This window comes from Sphingobacterium paludis, assembly GCF_004364125.1.
Lineage (GTDB): Bacteria > Bacteroidota > Bacteroidia > Sphingobacteriales > Sphingobacteriaceae > Sphingobacterium > Sphingobacterium paludis.
Map to the genome: position 1 here is coordinate 204,170 of NZ_SNZV01000008.1, position 19,673 is coordinate 223,842.

Below are 19,673 nucleotides of genomic sequence, written 5' to 3' on the forward strand. Positions count from 1 at the left end.
GTATGAGTATCATCATTATGGATAAACTGAATCTTGCGAAAGAGATTCAGGCACAACTCGAAACAGTATACGATCCGGAGCTTCGCCCCGCGAACATCGTGGATCTTGGATTGGTATACGAAATTATCACTAAAGAGGGCGGGATCGCGAAGATCGTGATGACATTAACAGCACCTGGATGCCCCGTGGCTGGAGAAATCATGAACGAGGTTCAGGAAAAGGTGGCCGCTGTGCCCGGCATAAGTGAAGCCTTGGTGGAATTAACGTTCGACCCGCCTTGGACAAAGGACATGATGACCGAAGAAGCAAAACTGGAACTGGGTTTCCTTTAAGAGGCGAATTCCAATAAGAAGTTCCGGTTGAAAAGCAACCACCTATCTGCATTGCTTTAAGATTGTCAAGCCATCGCGCCAAATGGCCTGATGTGCTTGGTCTACCGTTACCGGATGTCCGAAGTTGCCTTTAGCCTACAGTTTAGGACGATTTACTAATAGACTCTTCCAACTGTTCAAGTGTCTTCTTCGCCTTTACAGGTACTTGATCTTTACCGAAAAGCACTTGCCATAAATTTCGGGATTCTTTGGTCAACAATGGTGAAATAATCGAAAGAATGAGCACGTACACCACAACGAAGGACTGAATGATCGGCAACAAAGCGCCCGCCTTACCAATATTAGCCATGATAATGGAAAACTCGCCGCGCGCAGACAGCGTAAAGCCAATATCAAAAGACGCTTTCGGCTTTCTACCCGAAAACTTGGCGGCGAAATACCCAGACGCCAAATTCCCTAAAATAGTAATAAAGGCCGCCAAAGCCGCCCAGCCCACAGCACCACCCAATGTATACATATCAATAGATAGACCGAAGCTGAAAAAGAACATGGCACCAAAAAAATCCCGGTAAGGAGCAATCATGCCCTCAATCTTCTTAATATATTTCGAATCAGCAAAAACAAGTCCTGCCATTAAAGCGCCAATCGCTTCGGCTACATGAATGGTTTCTGAAAACCCAGCAATAATAAACAGTAGACTGAACACGATAAGGATAAAAAGCTCGGAAGATTTCTCTTGCAAAAGCTTATCAATCGCGGGAACCAACTTCCTTCCCAGCACAAGAAAGGTCAGAATAAAGCCTAAGGCTAATAGGGACGTTCCAGCCACGGACCAAAACGAAGTACCCCCAGTCAAGATCAATCCTGATAAAAAGGAGATATGCATGGCTATAAAGAGATCATCAAACATAATCATGCCCATAATAATCTCTGTCTCCGCATTAGCCGTTCGTTTTAGATCGGTTAACACTTTCGCAACAATTGCTGTCGATGAGCTCGTCATGACGCCGCACAGCACCATCATTTCCTTAAACGGTAAATCCATCAGCCAACCGATGAGTAGGCCGGATACGAAGTTAAGGAGAACATAAATCGAGCCTCCGGTAACGATGGCTTTTCCCGACTTCATCAGTCGGCCCACCGAAAACTCTAAGCCTAAATAAAACAGCAGAAATAGCACGCCGAGCCTGCCCATGAAATCAATAAAAGGCTTGCTCTCGGTAAACGTTAAATCTATATGCCAGAACTGCGGGGCATGCTGCCCCACCACCATACCAATAATGATAAAAAAAGGAATTACCGAAAAACGCAGCCTATTCGCTAAAAGCCCAACGACCGCAACTAAAAAAACAGCAATACCAACTTCTAATATTAAGGTAGGTGACAACATAGAATCAAATTAGAATTTCTTTCAAAAGTTTAATGTTCGCTTTTTTTCCTGCAACAACCAATGTCGTTCCTGGCGTGATAACAAACTCAGGACCGGGATTGATAATAGTTTCATCCTCCTGGATCGCTGCAATAATGGACGCTCCTGTACGCTGACGTACGCCCAGATCTCCGATACTCTTATGCACACCATCGCTAGATGCGCCAACTTTGTACCATTCAATGCGCAAATCGTCTAAGGCGACTTCCATGGTTTCCAAGGCTTTTGGCTTGTAGGACAATCCTCCAATAATACCGGCAACTTGGCGAGACTCTTCATCCGATAGCGTCATGACACAGTGCGTTTCGCTGTCGTCGTCCTCTGAGCGGTAAAGTTCTCGTCTTCCGTCATCGTGTATAACAACAACCATGTTATCGCCTGCTTCTGTATCGATTTGGTATTTTTTCCCAATACCAATCAAGTCACTTTCTCTAACTATAGACATAGTAAAAAAATTTAGTTGTTTTTGTATCTGTAAATACTACAAACATTTGGCTACAAAATTACTAAAAATATTACACATTAAGCCCGTTGCAGATGGGGTAATACCATGCCGACGCTCCAAGAGGTGAATTTTAAGACATACCGGAATGTAACAGCGTAAAAATACATCCCCTCACCCACTTTTTTATCATCTAACCGTTATAATTGAAACTGATTTTTGCCTATGTTTGAATGGGTAAATTAAGCAGGTTAACACAACAACATGAAGCCGTTCTGTCTGAATACAGCAGTGTACGGTGAATCGGACACTAATCGCTTGATAAACTTAAGACAAACAACAAATCAAGATGAAAAAAACAATTTTACTGGTAGCTTTTTTAAGCGTCATCACCGCAACTATGGCGCAGCGTACAAATTTAATTATCGATACCAAAGCATCCACCGTGCATTGGACGGCAAAGAAGGTGGTGGGTGGCCACGAAGGCACGATCAACCTGAAAAGCGGATCGCTACAAACTGATAAAGGTAAGATCGTCGGAGGCGAGTTTATCATCGATATGAATTCGCTGGCTTGTACCGATGCACCGAAATTAACCGGCCATTTAAAGAATGAAGACTTTTTTAACGTGCCGGAGTATAGTACTGCGAAGCTTGTTATTACCAAAGTAGATAACAGCAAAGCTAACCCCGTGCTTCATGGAAATCTGACGATAAAAGACAAAACCAAGGCGATATCGTTTCCGGCAAAAGTAACGAAGTCTGATGGCAGCGGATTGGAAGCGGAGGCAATGGGCATCAAAATCAACAGGCTTGATTTTGATATCAAATATCGTTCGGCAAGCTTTTTCGCTGATTTAGGCAACCGCGCTATAGAAGATGAATTTACTTTGGATGTTAAAATAAAAGCTAAAAAATAATAAAAGAGAGCCCTGCTCTCTTTTATTATTTTTTAGCAACATCGATAATATGGTATGAGCCGTCTTCGCGTTGTTCACCTTTGCCGATGGCCATCGTTTTGGAGTGGTAAAACAGGTAGGTCCAATTGGCCGCACGCCCCTCTTCCCAGTACTGGTTCCTCAAGTCACGAGCCTTACGCCCATCATAATCATACTTGGCGATAAAATTCTTAAAGATCTCTGCCGGATCCGGTAAAACATCGCCGCCAAAAAAGTAATGTTCACCATCAATATGGATATGGAAAGCTTGATGAAATGGCGTGTGCGCCCCATTTACTTCATAGCTGATCTGTTCGTTAATCTGTCCATCTCCATCCAGCAACACTAAGTTCCCGCTACGCTGAATGACGTCAAAAATTTCCGTGCGGTACGAAGAGTTTTCACCACTAAAGGCATACTCCCACTCGCCACGCTGCACAAAGTATTCGGCATTTGGGAAAGCTACACGCGCTGCACCATCTGTAAAAGCGACCATCCCCCCGGTATGATCTTTATGCAGGTGAGACATCAATACGTACTTCACATCGGCTGGATCGTAGCCCAGTTTGCGTATGTTTTCGTGCAACAGCAGTCCGCCCTCGTCGTCAGCAAAGCCTAAACCCGTATCGCAGAGGATAAGGCCATCTTCCGAAACGATCAAGAAAGGATGAACATGTACGAAAATAGAGCCTTTGCGTGTATGTGGATCATCTTTCTCCGGATCGAAAGGAACGAATGCTTTGGAAGCATCGACAGAAAACGATCCCTCATAAAGTGAATAAGCTTTAATCATTTTTTATTTTTTTATAATCCCGTAAGCCCCAAGGCGTTCACCCGGCCGAACGGGCATCTATTAGGTAAACCAATTTACAAAACGTATATTTACACGTTAATACAGCTGCAAAGATATGCAAAAAAGGTGGGTCGTAAAGCCAAAAAATGATGTCCAGAAAACCAACAAACTGCGTGATGAGCTGGGTATAAGCCCTATCATCGCAGCCTTGCTTCTCCATCGGGACATCGACACCTTCGAATCTGCTAAAACATTTTTCCGCCCATCTTTAGACATGCTCCACGATCCATTTCTTATGTGCGACATGGATAAGGCCATTGCACGCATAGAACGTGCGATTGGGAATAAAGAAAAAATCCTTATTTACGGCGACTATGATGTGGATGGTACGACAGCTGTTTCCGTAGTGTATAGCTTTTTCCGGGATTTTCACTCCGGATTAGAGTTCTACATACCAGACCGGTATCTCGAAGGCTACGGAATCTCAACGAAAGGGATCGACTACGCGCACGAAAACGGATTCTCCCTGATTATCGCTTTAGACTGCGGTATTAAGGCGGTTGACAAAGTAAGCTATGCTAAATCGAAGGGCATCGACTTTATTATCGGCGATCACCATCTCCCTGGCGCCAGCATTCCAGATGCGGTAGCGGTTCTTGACCCTAAACGTATAGACTGTCCCTATCCTTACAAAGAGCTCTCAGGCTGTGGCATTGGTTTCAAGATTATCCAGGCATTCATACAAAAGAACGAAATGGATATACAGCTCGCATATCAGTATTTAGATCTGGTAGCAGTCAGTATTGCATCCGACATTGTTCCTATCACGGGTGAAAACCGTATACTTACCCATTTTGGGCTGCGTAAACTGAATAGCAATCCAAATTGCGGACTTCAAGCATTAATTAACCTCTCTTCGAAAAAAACTGGGCAATTTTCTGTAAATGACATCGTCTTCCAGATTGGGCCGAGGATAAATGCTGCAGGAAGAATAGAGCATGCGAAGGATGCGGTGAAACTGCTCATATCCAAATCGCTGCAGGAAGCGAAAGATTTTTCAACAACCGTAGATGACCAAAACAACCTCCGCAAGGATTTCGATTTGAAAATTACGGAAGAAGCTTTGGCTATCATCGGCGAAGATGAAATCCTGCAAGCACGCAAGTCCACCGTGCTTTTTAAGGAAGACTGGCACAAAGGGGTGATTGGTATTGTGGCATCCCGGTTGACGGAGAAGTACTATCGCCCAACGATTATTTTGACCCAGACGAATGGACATATAGCCGGATCTGCACGATCTGTCCTTGGATTTGATCTGTATGAAGCGCTGAGCGAGTGTAGTGAATTATTAGAACAATACGGTGGGCACAAGTATGCCGCAGGCTTAACCATGCGCTTGGAAAACGTGCCGGCATTTCAGGAAAAGTTTGAATTAGTTGTGAGCAACAGCATCAAACCAGAAATGTTGCAGCAGGAAGTGCTGGTCGAAGCCGAATTGGAGCTGAAAGAAATTGATGCTAAATTTCATCGGCTACTCAAGCAGTTCGAGCCATTTGGCCCTCAAAATGAAGCACCTATTCTTTTGACAAAGAAGGTGTATGGAACGGGCTATATCGTTGGCACCAACCATATTAAAATTACGGTCCGCCAAGAAGGAAGTTCTCCTTTCGACTGTATAGGTTTTGGATTGGCTGAACACATACAGCATGTGAATGCGGGCCACGCATTTGACATTTGTTATACGATAGAGGAAAACACCTGGCGCGGCAAAAAGAATTTGCAATTAAATATCAAAGCAATTCGATATTAAAATATATTTGTAATCAAACGATTAAGGAGCTGATGATTTTAAAGGCGGAACATTTGATTAAAAAATACAAGCAGCGTACTGTTGTGAATGATGTGTCCTTTCATGTGGAACAGGGTGAAATTGTGGGTCTACTGGGCCCCAATGGCGCAGGGAAAACCACCTCTTTTTACATGATTGTAGGGCTAATCAAACCAAATGACGGCCATGTATTCCTGGATGAGCAAGAAATTACGCAGGATGCGATGTTCCAACGGGCACAGAAAGGTATCGGCTACCTTGCACAGGAAGCTTCCGTTTTTAGAAAGCTGTCCGTTGAAAATAATATTCTCGCCGTTCTAGAAATCCATTATCCTAATAAAGAAGAACGCCTAGCTAAACTGGAAGAATTGCTGACAGAATTCAGCTTGCACCGCGTGCGCAAAAATCGTGGCGATCTATTATCCGGCGGTGAAAGACGCCGTACAGAAATCGCTCGCGCCTTGGCGGCCAACCCGCACTTCATCCTGTTGGATGAACCGTTTGCCGGGGTAGACCCGATCGCCGTAGAAGAAATCCAAACCATCGTTTCCAAGTTGAAGCGTAAAAACATTGGTGTGCTTATCACAGATCATAATGTGCAGGAAACGCTTTCCATAACCGATCGAGCGTATTTGCTGACGGAAGGTAAGATCATGCTTACAGGCACACCAGAAGAGATTGCTGATAACGAGCTGGCACGTAAATTTTATTTGGGCCGCCATTTCGAGCTACGGCGGAAAAAACTATAATTGCAAGCCAACTAGAACTATAGACCATGGAATTACTTAATTCTCTATTTACGTGGATTATGAAAAAGCGCATTCATCAGATTGAGCTTTTTATGAAATATCCACATGATGTGCAGGAGGAATGGTTCCAAAGTTTAATTGCTACTGCGGAAGCTACCGAATGGGGAAAAAAATACGACTATAATAGTATCCTCACCCCAGAAGAATACAAAGAACGGGTGCCGATACAGGACTACGATGATGTAAAAGGCTATGTAGACCGCATGATTAAAGGCGAGCAAAATGTGCTCTGGCCTACAGATGTAAAATGGTTTGCCAAATCATCAGGTACAACTTCTGACCGTTCAAAATTTATTCCCGTTAGCATGGAAGCATTGGAAGACTGCCATTATCAAGGCGGTAAAGATATGCTTTCCATCTTTTGCCACAACAAACCCGAGAATAAGGTGTTTACCGGAAAATCTGTCGTCATTGGCGGGTCTTCCCAGATCAATAATTTTAGTCCTGACTCCTATTACGGCGACCTTTCATCTATCCTTATTCGGAACCTCCCCTTCTGGGCTGAATTTAAACGTACGCCTAATTTGGAAGTGACCCTAAATCCCAACTTTGAAGAAAAGATTGATCAAATTGCGGAAATTACAATTAAAGAAAACGTCACCAGTCTTGCCGGCGTGCCTACCTGGAATATTGTCATGGCAAAACGTGTTTTAGAAATAACAGGTAAAGACAACCTTTTAGAAGTGTGGCCAAACCTAGAATTCTATGGACATGGTGGGGTCAGTTTTAAACCATATCGGGAGCAGTTTAAGGCCTTAATACCGTCGGAAAACATGTACTACCTGGAAAATTACAACGCCTCAGAAGGATACTTCGGTCTGCAAGATCAATCGGACTCAGATGATCTCCTGTTGATGTTGGACTATGGTATCTACTACGAATTTTTGCCGATGGAAAATATCCACGATGAACATCCTCGAACATTAGGTCTCCATGAGGTTGAGCTTCACAAAAACTATGCGCTAATCATCTCCACCAATGCCGGATTATGGCGCTATAAGATTGGCGATACCATACGTTTCACATCGCTTTCCCCCTACCGCTTCCAGATTTCAGGCAGGACAAAACATTACATCAATACCTTTGGGGAAGAACTGATTGTCGACAATGCTGAACAAGCTCTACAACAAGCCTGTAAGAAAACGGATGCCGTTATAAAAGACTACACCGCGGGGCCAGTGTATTTTAGAAATAAAGAAGCCGGTGCACATGAGTGGATTATCGAGTTTGAAAAACAACCCAGCGACTTTCAGCAGTTTTGCGAAATTCTTGACGACACACTTCGCGAAATCAACTCAGATTATGATGCAAAGCGGTACAAAAACATGGCCTTAGGCTTTCCTATCGTCCATAATGCGAAGACCAATGTGTTTTATAAGTGGATGAAACACCGGGGGAAACTCGGCGGGCAAAATAAAGTTCCGCGTTTAGCAAATGACCGCATCTATCTGGAAGAATTGCTTAAAATGATCAACGCCTAAACAATTTCGACTATTCCGGTTATCATCTATTAATTCTTTTTTCTAAATTGCACATTCTTAATTTTAAAGGGATGAGCGAGACGAATACTTATTTAATTCGCGTAGAGCCGACAAAACAATCAAGACTCTCGCAAGTAGATTTCAATGACTTGAAATTTGGGCAAATGATGTCTGACCATATGCTTGTGGCCAACTATGAAAATGGCGCATGGACAGATGTCAGCATTGTGCCGTATGGTGATCTGAGTATTAGTCCTTCCATGTCTGCCTTACACTACGGACAGTCTATTTTCGAAGGCATAAAAGGATATAAATTCCCCGATGGTACCGTAAGTATCTTTCGCCCAGACAAAAACTGGGAGCGATTCAACAAATCTGCTGCTCGACTGCAGATGCCAGAAGTTCCGGAAGAAATTTTCATGGGAGGCTTAAAAGAGTTATTGCAGGTGGACCAAGCTTGGGTTCCTTCGGCGGAAGGTACCTCGCTGTATATCCGTCCTTTTATGTTTGCTACAGAAGCCGCCTTGGGTGTGCATCCGTCGGCATCATACAAATTTGTCATCATTACCTGCCCCGTAGGTGCATACTACAGCAAGCCGATCAGCTTGAAAGTAGAAACATATTATACGCGTGCAGCTGATGGCGGTGTGGGCTTTTCCAAAAATGCAGGGAACTATGCATTGTCCTTATTCCCTACGCAATTGGCAAATCAAGAAGGCTACGATCAAATCATGTGGACCGATGCTGCCGAACATAAATATATCGAAGAGGCGGGTACAGCAAACTTGATCTTTCGTATTGGCGACACGATTATCACGCCACATGGGGATACAATTTTGCACGGCGTCACGCGACGTACAATTATGGAGCTTGCCGAAAAGTGGGGCTTCAAAGCTGAACAGCGTAAGGTATCTGTGCAAGAATTAATCGATGGTATCAAAGATGGAAGCGTTTCGGAGGCTTTTGCCGCCGGTACCGCTGCAACCGTCACCCATATATCAAAGATAGGCTTTGAAAGCAAAGACTATGATTTGCCGCCGGTAGAAGGCCGTGAGTTTTCCAACAAAGTATTGGACTACCTAAACCAACTTCGGTATGGTAAAATTGAAGATCCTTTCGGATGGAACTTTATTGTATAATGAAGAAAGGGGCTTAATCGGCCCCTTTCTTATTTCTCTTCTATGTATCGTAATAGAGACCCCCATTCGGAGGACGTAAACCATTGCGTGTTGCCATATTTTTTAAACCAAGTGATCTGCCGTTTCGCGTAGCGCCTCGTATTTTGTTTAATGCGAGCCACCGCTTCTTCGAGCGTTATATCCCCATCCAGGTAGGCAAAAAGTTCGGCGTAGCCTACAGTCAACAGCGCTGGTTTATCACGATATGCAAGCAACGTTCGTACCTCCTCGAGTAATCCATCAGCCATCATCTGGTCAACACGCTGATTAATGCGTTCATACAGTTGCTCGCGCTCCATATGGAGACCTACGGTGATAATGTCGAATGGTCGGGCGCTTTGCATCTTTCCATGAAACGAGCTAAAAGGAAGACCTGTTGCATCAATAACTTCCAGTGCACGAATCACGCGTTGGGGGTTTTGCACGTCCGCGCTTTGAAAATAGCTCGGATCTAGTAGGCGTAGCTTCTCCTGTAACGCGGCGATACCTTGCTCTTCATATAGCTTGTTCAGCGTCTCCCGAACCTCTGCTGGTGCACGTGGAAGATCATCCAGACCTTCGCACAAGGCACGAACAAACAGCCCTGAGCCACCTACCATCACGACGATGTCACGCGTCTCGAAGAGACCCTTCAGTAGCGCTAAAGCATCGCGCTCATAGTCGCCAGCAGAATATGCAGTGGCTATGGAATGGGAGTCAATGAAATGATGCTTGGCCTGTTCTAGCTCCTCTTCAGAAGGCTTCGCGGTGCCAATCGACATCTCCCTGTAAAACTGACGTGAATCTGCAGAAAGGATTTCCGTATTAAAGTGCTGGGCAAGTCGAATGGCCATAGCCGTTTTGCCGACCGCGGTAGGCCCCACAACTGCAATCAACTTTTTTCTGTTACCTGTCATACGCTAATAAAAATACCTTAAGCTATTAACTTAAGGTATCCTTAACTCTATAAATTATTCAAAGTTTCTAAAATTCGTCTTCGAAGCCGTTTGATTTTTGCGACTGCTCTTCGCTATCGCCTTCGCTACTTTCGTCATCAAACATATCAAACTCTTCCTCATCATCCACACCGTATTCCGTCTCATCACCCGCAACTTCATCGTCGTCATCATCGTCGTCGTCAACGCCGGTAGAAAGTGGAAATGCTGCTGCAGCAGCATTTTTCGGCGCCTCACCAACAGATTTGGAAATCAATGGGTAGATTTTGCCATCTTCTTCCTTTAGGATCTTCACCAATTCAACGTGGAAATCATAGGGCCGATCAAAGTTATATACGTAATAAAACTTTTGGTGCGGGTCGTCAATAAACTTGCTCAAACGGATAGCTTCCATAGTAAGTACGCCAGCCTCTGCTTTACGATCCGATGGAAGCAGTGATATTTCTGTGCCTTTTTTCCATTGATCGTTACTCACATAAAAAGAAGAAGAAACATCAGATCTGTAACCGGTCGAATTGTGTATAGCCTCGTGCAGCTCTAGAAAAGTCGCTCTGGACGGCATGTCAATTTCCCTATATATATCCTCGTAGTCCTCAAAAGTTACTCGAAATCTGTAAATAGCCATTCTCTAATCGTATCGTTTAGTATTTTATCAATCAAAAGATAAAAATACAATAATTTTTAAAAATTTATAATACACCCGCGTTCTTAAGTCGCAATCCAAGGCTTTCGCCCTTTTTGGCGACATACCTCAACGCCTCTTCCCGACTGTTCGCAATTTCGCCCTCCAGAATGGCCTCGCGCATCGCATTTTTTATGACGCCTATCGTTCGTCCGGGGCCAAGATCAAAAAGCTGCATAATATCTTCTCCGGAAACCGGTGGCTGCCAGTTACGTATCTGATCGCGCTCTTCAACATCTTTCAGTTTTTGTTTGACCAACTCGAAGTTATCCCGATACTTGTGCTTTTTAAACTCGTTTTTAGTCGTTACGTCGGCATGGCATAACATCATTAACGCATCGACGTCATCTCCCGCATCAAAGAGTAATCGCCGGACGGCAGAATCCGTTACGATATCCTGCGCAAGTACAATTGGCCGAAGATGCAGCTGCACCAGCTTCTGCACGAACTTCATCTTGTCATTTAAGGGCAGTTTAAGTTCGGCAAATAGTTTGGGAACCATTTTAGCACCTCTGTCTTCGTGCCCGTGAAATGTCCATCCCACCTTTTTATCAAACCGCTTTGTGGCGGGCTTGGCAATATCATGCATAATAGCAGCCCAGCGTAACCATAAATCATCGGATAACGAAGCCACATTATCCAGCACCTCTAAAGTATGGTAGAAATTATCCTTGTGTCCACGCCCGTCGATAATGTCTACCCCGTGCAAATTTTGCATGGCCGGGAAAATCAGCGCCAATAAACCGGTATCAAAAAGATACCGAAAGCCCATGGACGGTTTACGGGAAAGAATGATTTTGTTGAGCTCGTCTGCAATACGCTCTTTCGATATTATTTTGATACGCTCCGCATATTCCGAAATCGCCATAATTGCCTTCACGTCGATTTTAAACTCCAGCTGTGTAGCAAAACGTATAGCGCGCATCATACGCAGCGGATCATCTGAAAAGGTAATGGCCGGGTCTAAAGGCGTACGAATTATGCGTTGCTCGATTGCTTGTACCCCATCAAAAGGATCTACTAGCTCGCCGAAGGTTGCGGTATTCAGGCTTAATGCCATGGCGTTAATGGTAAAATCTCGCCGATTCTGATCATCCTCCAACGTTCCATCTTCCACGATCGGGTTTCTGGAGTTTGATCGGTAGGACTCCTTTCGGGCGCCCACAAATTCGATGTTGATGTTGTCATAGACAAGCATAGCGGTGCCGAAACTTTTGTAAACGGCCACTTTAGTCTTCAATCGATCGCCTAATTTGGTAGCGAAGTCTATACCACTTCCAAGCACCACGATATCCACGTCATTATTAAATGGCCTTCCCATAATCCGATCACGAACAAAGCCGCCAATAACAAAGCATTCAATCTTCTCTGTATCTGCTAAGTCTCTGATTAGTTGAAAAATAGGATGTTGTAAGTATTCTCGCATAGCAATCTTCTCGTAGGCCGGAACCCATCAGCGAGCAAAAATAAGGATTATTTAGTAGAAAGTCGGGGATAAAGTGAAGAAGGAACAGCGTGATGCGTAGTGGGTAATGTGTAGTGCGAGAAGAATCCAGAATGAGTCCAGCGGCGTCAACGATCTATAGTCAACGATCTGTGACCAGTTGCGCGCCCTTCGGGGTCATAAAACAGAAGCAATCATCAACACATAGGCGACACGCTACGCGGTCGGTTCAACCCCTGAATAGACAAGCTATAGGGAAAAAGGGATTCGAAAGAATGAACCCTAATCCCGATCCTTTGATAATCTTCGGAAAGCTAACGGATTTGCGGTTAGCTCTGCTTGCTCTCGTCTTTTTTCCACGATATGTACGGCCGCAAAAATCGCTTCTAGAAAAGATTCGTGCGATGCTATATTTTTCCCGGCGATGTCATAGCCCGTTCCATGATCTGGAGATGTACGAACAATCGGAAGCCCTGCGGTAAAATTAACACCTTTTCGAGAGGCTATATGTTTAAATGGGATAAGTCCCTGATCGTGATACATGGCTAGCACAGCATCAAACTTGGTGTAGGCTTCGCTAGCAAAAAAGCCGTCGGCCGGATAAGGTCCAAAACAGAAAATGCCTTCCGCTTTGGCTTGTTCGATAGCTGGCTTGATTATCTCGTCATCTTCCGTACCGATCAAACCGTTATCACCGGCGTGTGGATTGAGTCCCAAAACGGCTATTTTCGGCTTCTGAATCCAGAAATCCTTCTTCAGGCTGTCATGCATCATCTTTAATTTTGCGATGATGGGTTCTTTACGTATGGACGCGGCTATGTCTTTCACCGGAATATGGCCTGTTACCACACCGATACGAAGCTCGTCGGCAATCATAAACATCAGCACATCACCCGCTTCTGATTTTGCTTGTAAAAACTCCGTATGTCCGGGAAAATTGAATCCTTCCTGCTGTATATTGTGCTTATTGATTGGTGCCGTGACCAAGGCATCAATACGTCCTGCGTTCAGATCTTCCACCGCTTTGTCCAACGACAAAAACGCATATTTACCTCCGATTTCGTTTTGCTCACCTAGTGTTATTTTCACGTCTTCTTGCCAGCAGTTGATCATGTTGGCGCGCTTTGGGTTTGCCTGATCAGCGCTATTGATGACGTGGAAGCTGAAATCCTGAATACCGATGGCTTTGCGGTGGAAAGAAGCCACTTTCGTATTACCATAAACAATGGGTGTAAAGAATTCGAGGACCCGGTTATCCATTAACGATTTGATGATGACTTCTAACCCTATCCCATTAACATCCCCTGTAGTAATACCTATTTTCAGTTTTTCACTCATTTGTTCAAGCTTTAAATCAAAATTACAAATTTTAGGCTAATAAAAAAGCGTTGAAGATAGACATCAATGCGGGAAAGTAACAAGGCACGCTGTAGGTATTCTTAAGTTAACCTGCTTATGTTGTCCAAAAGCCGAAATACGCACTCGCCTTGCGGGAGAGCTCTGCGCAAAAAATAGTATCTTTGCACAAACAAAGGATATGAGCACAGTACGCGCAAAAAAACATCTAGGACAGCACTTTCTAAACGATAAAGGTGCAGCCCAAAAAATTGTCGAGGCACTGAACCCATCGCTTGGCTTTAAACAGGTGTTGGAAGTTGGTCCAGGCATGGGTGTTTTGTCTGACTTTTTATTGGAGAAGGAGGCTTATGAAACGTGGCTCATCGATATCGACGATGAATCGATAGGTTACCTAGCAGAAAAATACCCCCAATTGGAGCATCGGCTTATACACGGGGATTTTTTAAATCTGGACTTTGGACAATTTTTTACGTCATCAATGGCAGTTATTGGAAATTTTCCCTATAATATCTCTTCGCAAATACTTTTTAAGATCCTGGAAGAGCGGCATCGTGTCGTACAAATGGTTGGAATGTTTCAAAAGGAAGTAGCCGAACGCTGTGTAGCGAAGCCAGGGAGTAAAGAGTACGGCATTCTCAGTGTTTTCTTACAGGCTTATTACGATGTGCAGTACCTATTCACGGTCAAGGCTGGCGCATTTAACCCACCGCCCAAAGTACTGTCTGGTGTGATGCAGATGACGCGAAACAAACGGGAAACATTGGACTGTGATGAAAAATTGTTTTGGCGTGTAGTGAAGGCATCCTTCAATCAACGGCGTAAGACGCTTCGCAATTCGCTATCAGCCATTGTTCCAAAGGATAAGATGAGTGACAACCCCTTGTATGAATTACGCGCCGAGAGGCTATCGGTAGCGGATTTTGAAAGCCTCACACGTGAAATTGGCGCGGCGCTCTAACACAAGCTTGTATGAACGTAAAGGTCGCAATTGTCGGCGGAGGCGTGGCCGGATTAACCACAGCTATAGGCTTGCACAAACTCGGTATACGTGCGCAGGTCTTTGAACGCGTGCAACTCTTGCGCGGTATCGGAGCCGGCTTTGGCCTTGCCGCCAACGCTATGCAGGCCTTCGACTACCTCGGTCTCCGCGCCGGTGTGGAGCAAATTGGGCACTTTTTACCGTCCTACAATATTCTTGATCAAAACGGAAAAGTATTGGTGTCGCCATCAACCGGAGATATAACCAAAAATTACCATCAGAAGAACTTTTCCATACACCGCGGCGACCTCCATCAATTTTTATTGGCGCAATTGCCGACAGATGCCGTAACGCTGGGCAAAGAAGCGATACGCGTTTCCAAAAAGGAGCAAACGGTAGTCGTCCATTTTGCCGATGGAAGTAGCATCGAAGTCGAGGCCTTGATCGTCGCCGACGGCGTGAAATCGCCTATTCGGCAGCAATTGATTCCTTCTTCGAAACCGCGCTATTCCGGCTATACCTGCTGGCGCGCCATTATCGACAATAGCTCGACGAATATCCAACTAGGCACCGAAACCTGGGGCGCAAGAGGTCGCTTCGGCATGACACCACTCGTTAACAACAAGCTTTACTGGTATGCCTGTATCAATGCAGCACCCAATAGCCATGTCTATCGGCATTTTAAGGTAGCAGACTTAAGACAGCATTTCAACAAGTACCATTCGGCAGTAAGCGATGTATTGGCCCACACTGCAGATGAGGATCTTTTGTGGAACGATATAATTGATATAAAGCCGTTGCGCAGCCTTGCTGATGGCCGCATAATATACCTGGGAGATGCTGGGCACGCTACAACACCGAATCTGGGACAGGGCGCTTGTCAGGCTATTGAAGATGTAGCGGTGCTTGTCGATGAGCTACGCCGCAAGCAGGACTTCGTCGAGGCTTTTCAGCACGTTAACCGCCGCCGCCTGTCGCGGACGCGCTATATTACGGATACCTCTTGGCAAATCGGCAAAATTGCCCAATGGGAAAATCCCGTATTGATCGCTGTTCGGAATATAGCTATGCGTATCTTGCCGGAAAAGATCAAACAAATCCCATTGCAAAAATTAATGAAAGAAGATTTTATGTCTATTAACAAAGGATGATGGAACACGCTATTTTAATCGTTGATGATGTACATGAAGTACTGTTGGAAAAGCTGGAAAGTGCGGCTATTCTTTTTAACTACCGGCCCGAGTTTGACAAATCCAAGGCCGAGCAGGTTATTGGTAGGTACACAGGACTCATCATACGTTCAAAATTTCAGGTCGATCAGGACTTTATCGAGAAAGCGAATAACCTCCAATTCATTGCTCGCGCCGGCGCAGGAATGGACAACATCGATGAAGACTATGCGCGCTCGCGGGGGATAGCACTGATTCCCGCGAATGAAGGCAACCGCGATGCTGTAGGTGAGCATATGATAGGCATGTTGCTAAGCTTGATGAACAATCTCAATCGGGGTCACCGCGAAATCATAAACGGGCAGTGGCGGAGAGAAGGAAATCGAGGTTACGAACTTAAAGGCCGTACGGTGGCCCTTATCGGCTATGGCCATAACGGTCAAGCTATGGCGAAGAAGCTCTCCGGTTTTGAGGTAGACGTTATCGCGTATGATAAATATAAAACCGGCTTTTCCGATCAGTATGCCCGGGAAGTTTCTATGGAAGAAGTCGTAAAACAAGCTGACGTGCTAAGCTTCCACATTCCGCTTACGCGGGAAACAAAAGGTATGGTTGACAGAGAATACCTGTTCCATTTTCGCAAACCAATATTTTTTCTGATGGGTGCACGGGGTGGCATTGCCGATATACCCGCCGTTTTGCATTACCTGGACCAGGGAAGAATATTGGGAGCAGCTTTTGACGTGCTTCCTGTTGAAAAATTCCCAGCCTTGAGCGAGCAACCTTGGTTTGAGGATTTTATGAAACGCGATAATGTTTTAGTTAGTCCGCACGTCGCTGGGTGGACCTTCGAAAGCTACTATAAGTTATCGGCGATCCTTGCCGATAAGATTATCACGCTTCTTAGAACAAGCTAAAAGAGAGGAGTACGGAAAGGAATTGGATCACCAAGGCAAAATCTAATAAGTAGGCATGGTGATAACGATCGGCCTGCCGAAACACTACTGTGCGCAATACCAGGGCGATCAACAAGTTGGTGGAAAGGATACCGATCTTGAGCGGTAATGGAAAATGCGTGAGCACAACACAAAAACTATGTAGCCCTATTAGCATATAGCACAAACGGATAGCGCGCGGGGCGCCAATCATATTCGGAATGGTTTTTAAGTGGTAATACGAATCCTGTTTAATATCACGAATATCGAAAGGCAACGTACAGATAAGCAAAAAGATAAATTTCAGTGCAAATAGCATAACGAGCCGTTGTGTATCGATATTCACCCCGTTCAAGAACAACTCAAAAGCGGGAAGGCAAACCGAGCTCAATGTCCACACCAGTGCAATATGAAAAATTTTTACCGCCGGAAGTTGTCGTAACCCCACCACTTTTCCTTTGTAGGGAAATATCGGGAAAGAATAAGCAACGCTAAACAGACCGATGGCTCCTAAAAAGAGTAAGCTATAGAAATGAATGTTAAAAATGGCATAAGCCAGAACCGACACCGCAACCCCACTATTTAGCCAAAGCACCCATTCATGTTTAAACACCCAGCGCGTTCTTTTGTAGATGGATTTACTGGGCTCCTTGGGACGCGAAAGAAGCAAACTAAAGTTGTATAACAGCAAAGTGGCAGCACCCTCGATAGCAATGATGGCATAGTCATAAGGCGCATCAAAAAAGAGATAGGTTAGTGCGCACTGCGCCATCGCCGCGGCCGCGATAAGCAGATTTGTATGAATAAGGAAGTAATAGCTTTGCCGCAACGCATTCATAGTTAAAGATACCAATAGTTAGCTAACGTGCCTTCAAGTCCATCAATTATCCGACAAAAAGATTGACATTCATGGCAAAAAAAACTAAATTAGCTTATACGTATTCATTGCAGACAGTTATTAATAAATAGTTGTCTTTATTGAATAAATAATTTTGCACCACATACTATGAACCTACAGATTAAAAGTTTTGAGGAATATCAAGACGCATACAAACATAGCGTCGAAAACCCGGAAGAATTTTGGGGACAAATTGCAGAAAATTTCTTTTGGAAAAGAAAATGGACCAATGTCTTAAATTGGAATTTTACCGATCCGGATATTAAATGGTTTGAAGGTGGGAAAGTTAATATTACGGAAAACTGCTTAGACCGTCACATCTACAATATGGGGGATAAGCCGGCCATCATTTGGGAACCCAACGATCCAAACGAAGCACACCGCATATTGACCTACAAGCAGTTACTGGATAAAGTAGAAACCTTTGCGAATGTACTAAAAAACAACAATATCGGTAAAGGCGACAGGGTGTGTATCTATCTACCGATGGTTCCCGAGCTTGTTATTGCTGTTCTAGCCTGCGCGCGCATTGGCGCTATCCATTCCGTCGTGTTTGGCGGCTTCTCTGCGCAATCCATCGCAGATCGCATTAGCGACGCCGAGTGTAAGCTTGTAGTGACCTCGGACGGAGGATTTCGTGCTGGTAAGGTGCTAGAACTTAAATCCATCGTAGATGACGCCCTGATGCAATGCAAATCTGTGGAACGCGTCATTGTGTTAACGCGGACCCGCACCCCGGTATCGATGATAAAAGGGCGCGATGTATGGTGGGAAGATGAGATCAAAAAGGTAGAAACGCAAGGGAATCCGCCCTGCCCCGCCGAGGAGATGGACGCCGAAGATCCGTTGTTCATCTTGTATACCTCCGGTTCTACCGGAAAACCCAAAGGCGTGGTACACAGCACCGGGGGCTATATGGTCTATACCGGCTATACGTTCTCGAATGTATTTCAATACCAGCCCGGTGAGGTATATTTCTGCACGGCAGATATAGGCTGGATTACCGGACACAGCTATATTGTTTATGGTCCGCTATCGCAGGGCGCCGTTTCATTGCTTTTTGAAGGTACACCGACATACCCTGACGCCGGTCGGCTGTGGGATATCGTAGAAAAACATAAAGTAAACATCCTATATACGGCACCAACTGCTATCCGTTCGTTAATGGCCTTTGGCGATGAGTTTATCGAAAACAAAGACTTAAGTAGCATCAAAAAATTGGGATCGGTAGGCGAACCCATAAACGAAGAGGCCTGGCATTGGTATCACGATAAAGTGGGCAAAGGAGAGGCACCGATAGCAGACACCTGGTGGCAAACCGAAAATGGTGGAATTCTCATATCTGCCTTGGCAGGGGTCTCTCCTACTATTCCTGGCTATGCGATGCTACCATTGCCCGGCGTACAGCCTTGCTTGATGGATGAGCAGGGACAGGAAATTGAAGGCAACGATGTCTCCGGAAATCTGTGTATCCAGTTCCCGTGGCCAGGCATGTTACGTACCACTTGGGGCGACCATGAGCGTTGCAAGCAAACCTACTTTTCCACTTACGAAAACAAATATTTCACCGGTGATGGGTGCTACAGAAACCCCGATGGCTATTATAAAATTACAGGTCGTGTAGATGACGTCCTGAATGTTTCAGGGCACCGTATTGGTACAGCCGAAGTCGAGAATGCTATCAATATGCATGCTGACGTTGTAGAATCTGCCATTGTAGGATATCCGCATCCGGTAAAAGGCCAAGGAATCTATGCCTATGTTATCGCCAACCACCATATTGACGAAGAGAGCACACGTAAAGATATTTTACAGACGATTTCCCGAATTATCGGCGCAATAGCGAAACCTGACATTATTCAATTTGTTTCTGACTTACCGAAAACGCGGTCTGGAAAGATCATGCGCAGAATTTTACGGAAAATAGCAGAGGGCGAAACGCAAAACTTAGGGGATACCTCTACCCTTCAAGACCCGACAGTGGTGGAATCTATCATCAAGGGTGCTCAAGAATTTAATAAATAAATAGGATTGGCTATGGTG

At 44.8% G+C, this 19,673-nt stretch carries 18 protein-coding genes; 10 read left to right on the forward strand and 8 right to left on the reverse strand.

Going from position 1 to position 19,673, the window contains the following annotated elements:
• Window positions 1-2 precede the first annotated feature (2 nt).
• Complete coding sequence (locus B0I21_RS16315) at window positions 3-332, forward strand: metal-sulfur cluster assembly factor (RefSeq protein WP_133641546.1); 330 nt, start codon at window positions 3-5, stop codon at window positions 330-332.
• A 142-nt stretch (window positions 333-474) separates the two neighbouring features.
• Here B0I21_RS16315 and B0I21_RS16320 read toward each other — a convergent pair whose 3' ends face one another.
• Both B0I21_RS16320 and B0I21_RS16325 read right to left on the reverse strand, forming a co-directional pair.
• Window positions 475-1,722: a cation:proton antiporter gene (locus tag B0I21_RS16320; RefSeq protein WP_133641547.1), complete on the reverse strand. Its 1,248-nt coding sequence runs from the start codon at window positions 1,720-1,722 to the stop codon at window positions 475-477.
• 4 nt (window positions 1,723-1,726) lie between these two features.
• A complete protein-coding gene (locus B0I21_RS16325; RefSeq protein ID WP_133641548.1) occupies window positions 1,727-2,206 on the reverse strand; it encodes a cation:proton antiporter regulatory subunit in 480 nt (159 codons plus the stop codon).
• Window positions 2,207-2,552: 346 nt separating this feature from the next.
• Here B0I21_RS16325 and B0I21_RS16330 point away from each other — a divergent pair, with 346 nt between their 5' ends.
• On the forward strand, window positions 2,553-3,122 hold the full coding sequence (locus tag B0I21_RS16330) for a YceI family protein (protein WP_133641549.1): 570 nt from the start codon (window positions 2,553-2,555) through the stop codon (window positions 3,120-3,122).
• Window positions 3,123-3,147: 25 nt separating this feature from the next.
• On the opposite strand, the gene B0I21_RS16335 is transcribed toward B0I21_RS16330, so the two are convergent.
• Entirely contained in the window at window positions 3,148-3,933 is a 786-nt protein-coding gene (locus tag B0I21_RS16335) for an MBL fold metallo-hydrolase (RefSeq protein WP_133641550.1), read from the reverse strand.
• Between the two features lie 115 nt (window positions 3,934-4,048).
• Here B0I21_RS16335 and recJ point away from each other — a divergent pair, with 115 nt between their 5' ends.
• From recJ to B0I21_RS16355, 4 genes are all read left to right on the forward strand, one after another.
• The gene (recJ, locus tag B0I21_RS16340) at window positions 4,049-5,743 is read left to right on the forward strand and encodes a single-stranded-DNA-specific exonuclease RecJ (RefSeq protein WP_133641551.1); all 1,695 of its coding nucleotides are present in this window, start codon (window positions 4,049-4,051) and stop codon (window positions 5,741-5,743) included.
• A 32-nt stretch (window positions 5,744-5,775) separates the two neighbouring features.
• A complete protein-coding gene (lptB, locus tag B0I21_RS16345; protein ID WP_133641552.1) occupies window positions 5,776-6,510 on the forward strand; it encodes an LPS export ABC transporter ATP-binding protein in 735 nt (244 codons plus the stop codon).
• A 26-nt stretch (window positions 6,511-6,536) separates the two neighbouring features.
• Window positions 6,537-8,051, forward strand: coding sequence for a GH3 auxin-responsive promoter family protein (locus B0I21_RS16350; RefSeq protein ID WP_133641553.1), 1,515 nt, complete (start codon window positions 6,537-6,539; stop codon window positions 8,049-8,051).
• A gap of 71 nt (window positions 8,052-8,122) precedes the next feature.
• Window positions 8,123-9,190: a branched-chain amino acid aminotransferase gene (locus tag B0I21_RS16355; RefSeq protein WP_133641554.1), complete on the forward strand. Its 1,068-nt coding sequence runs from the start codon at window positions 8,123-8,125 to the stop codon at window positions 9,188-9,190.
• Window positions 9,191-9,219: 29 nt separating this feature from the next.
• Here the strand turns inward: B0I21_RS16355 and miaA are convergent, their stop codons facing one another.
• The 4 genes from miaA to pdxA form a co-directional block, all read right to left on the reverse strand.
• A complete protein-coding gene (gene miaA, locus B0I21_RS16360; RefSeq protein ID WP_133641555.1) occupies window positions 9,220-10,125 on the reverse strand; it encodes a tRNA (adenosine(37)-N6)-dimethylallyltransferase MiaA in 906 nt (301 codons plus the stop codon).
• Window positions 10,126-10,192: 67 nt separating this feature from the next.
• Window positions 10,193-10,789 carry an IS1096 element passenger TnpR family protein gene (locus B0I21_RS16365; protein ID WP_133641556.1) on the reverse strand — a complete coding sequence of 199 codons (597 nt, stop codon included), beginning with the start codon at window positions 10,787-10,789 and terminating at the stop codon, window positions 10,193-10,195.
• Between the two features lie 64 nt (window positions 10,790-10,853).
• Entirely contained in the window at window positions 10,854-12,272 is a 1,419-nt protein-coding gene (locus B0I21_RS16370) for a CCA tRNA nucleotidyltransferase (RefSeq protein WP_133641557.1), read from the reverse strand.
• Between the two features lie 300 nt (window positions 12,273-12,572).
• Window positions 12,573-13,628, reverse strand: a complete 1,056-nt coding sequence (gene pdxA, locus B0I21_RS16375) for a 4-hydroxythreonine-4-phosphate dehydrogenase PdxA (protein ID WP_133641558.1) — start codon at window positions 13,626-13,628, stop codon at window positions 12,573-12,575.
• A 199-nt stretch (window positions 13,629-13,827) separates the two neighbouring features.
• Here pdxA and rsmA point away from each other — a divergent pair, with 199 nt between their 5' ends.
• The 3 genes from rsmA to B0I21_RS16390 are packed head-to-tail and all read left to right on the forward strand — an operon-like array spanning window position 13,828 to window position 16,714.
• The gene (gene rsmA, locus B0I21_RS16380; protein ID WP_133641559.1) at window positions 13,828-14,607 is read left to right on the forward strand and encodes a 16S rRNA (adenine(1518)-N(6)/adenine(1519)-N(6))-dimethyltransferase RsmA; all 780 of its coding nucleotides are present in this window, start codon (window positions 13,828-13,830) and stop codon (window positions 14,605-14,607) included.
• Between the two features lie 11 nt (window positions 14,608-14,618).
• Window positions 14,619-15,779, forward strand: coding sequence for an FAD-dependent monooxygenase (locus B0I21_RS16385; RefSeq protein WP_133641560.1), 1,161 nt, complete (start codon window positions 14,619-14,621; stop codon window positions 15,777-15,779).
• Window positions 15,779-16,714 carry an NAD(P)-dependent oxidoreductase gene (locus tag B0I21_RS16390; protein ID WP_133641561.1) on the forward strand — a complete coding sequence of 312 codons (936 nt, stop codon included), beginning with the start codon at window positions 15,779-15,781 and terminating at the stop codon, window positions 16,712-16,714. The genes B0I21_RS16385 and B0I21_RS16390 overlap by 1 nt, the downstream gene beginning before the upstream one ends.
• Here B0I21_RS16390 and B0I21_RS16395 read toward each other — a convergent pair.
• Entirely contained in the window at window positions 16,701-17,570 is an 870-nt protein-coding gene (locus tag B0I21_RS16395; RefSeq protein WP_133641562.1) for a UbiA prenyltransferase family protein, read from the reverse strand. The genes B0I21_RS16390 and B0I21_RS16395 overlap by 14 nt on opposite strands.
• A 168-nt stretch (window positions 17,571-17,738) precedes the next feature.
• Here B0I21_RS16395 and acs point away from each other — a divergent pair, with 168 nt between their 5' ends.
• Window positions 17,739-19,655, forward strand: a complete 1,917-nt coding sequence (gene acs / locus B0I21_RS16400) for an acetate--CoA ligase (protein ID WP_133641563.1) — start codon at window positions 17,739-17,741, stop codon at window positions 19,653-19,655.
• Window positions 19,656-19,673 lie beyond the last annotated feature (18 nt).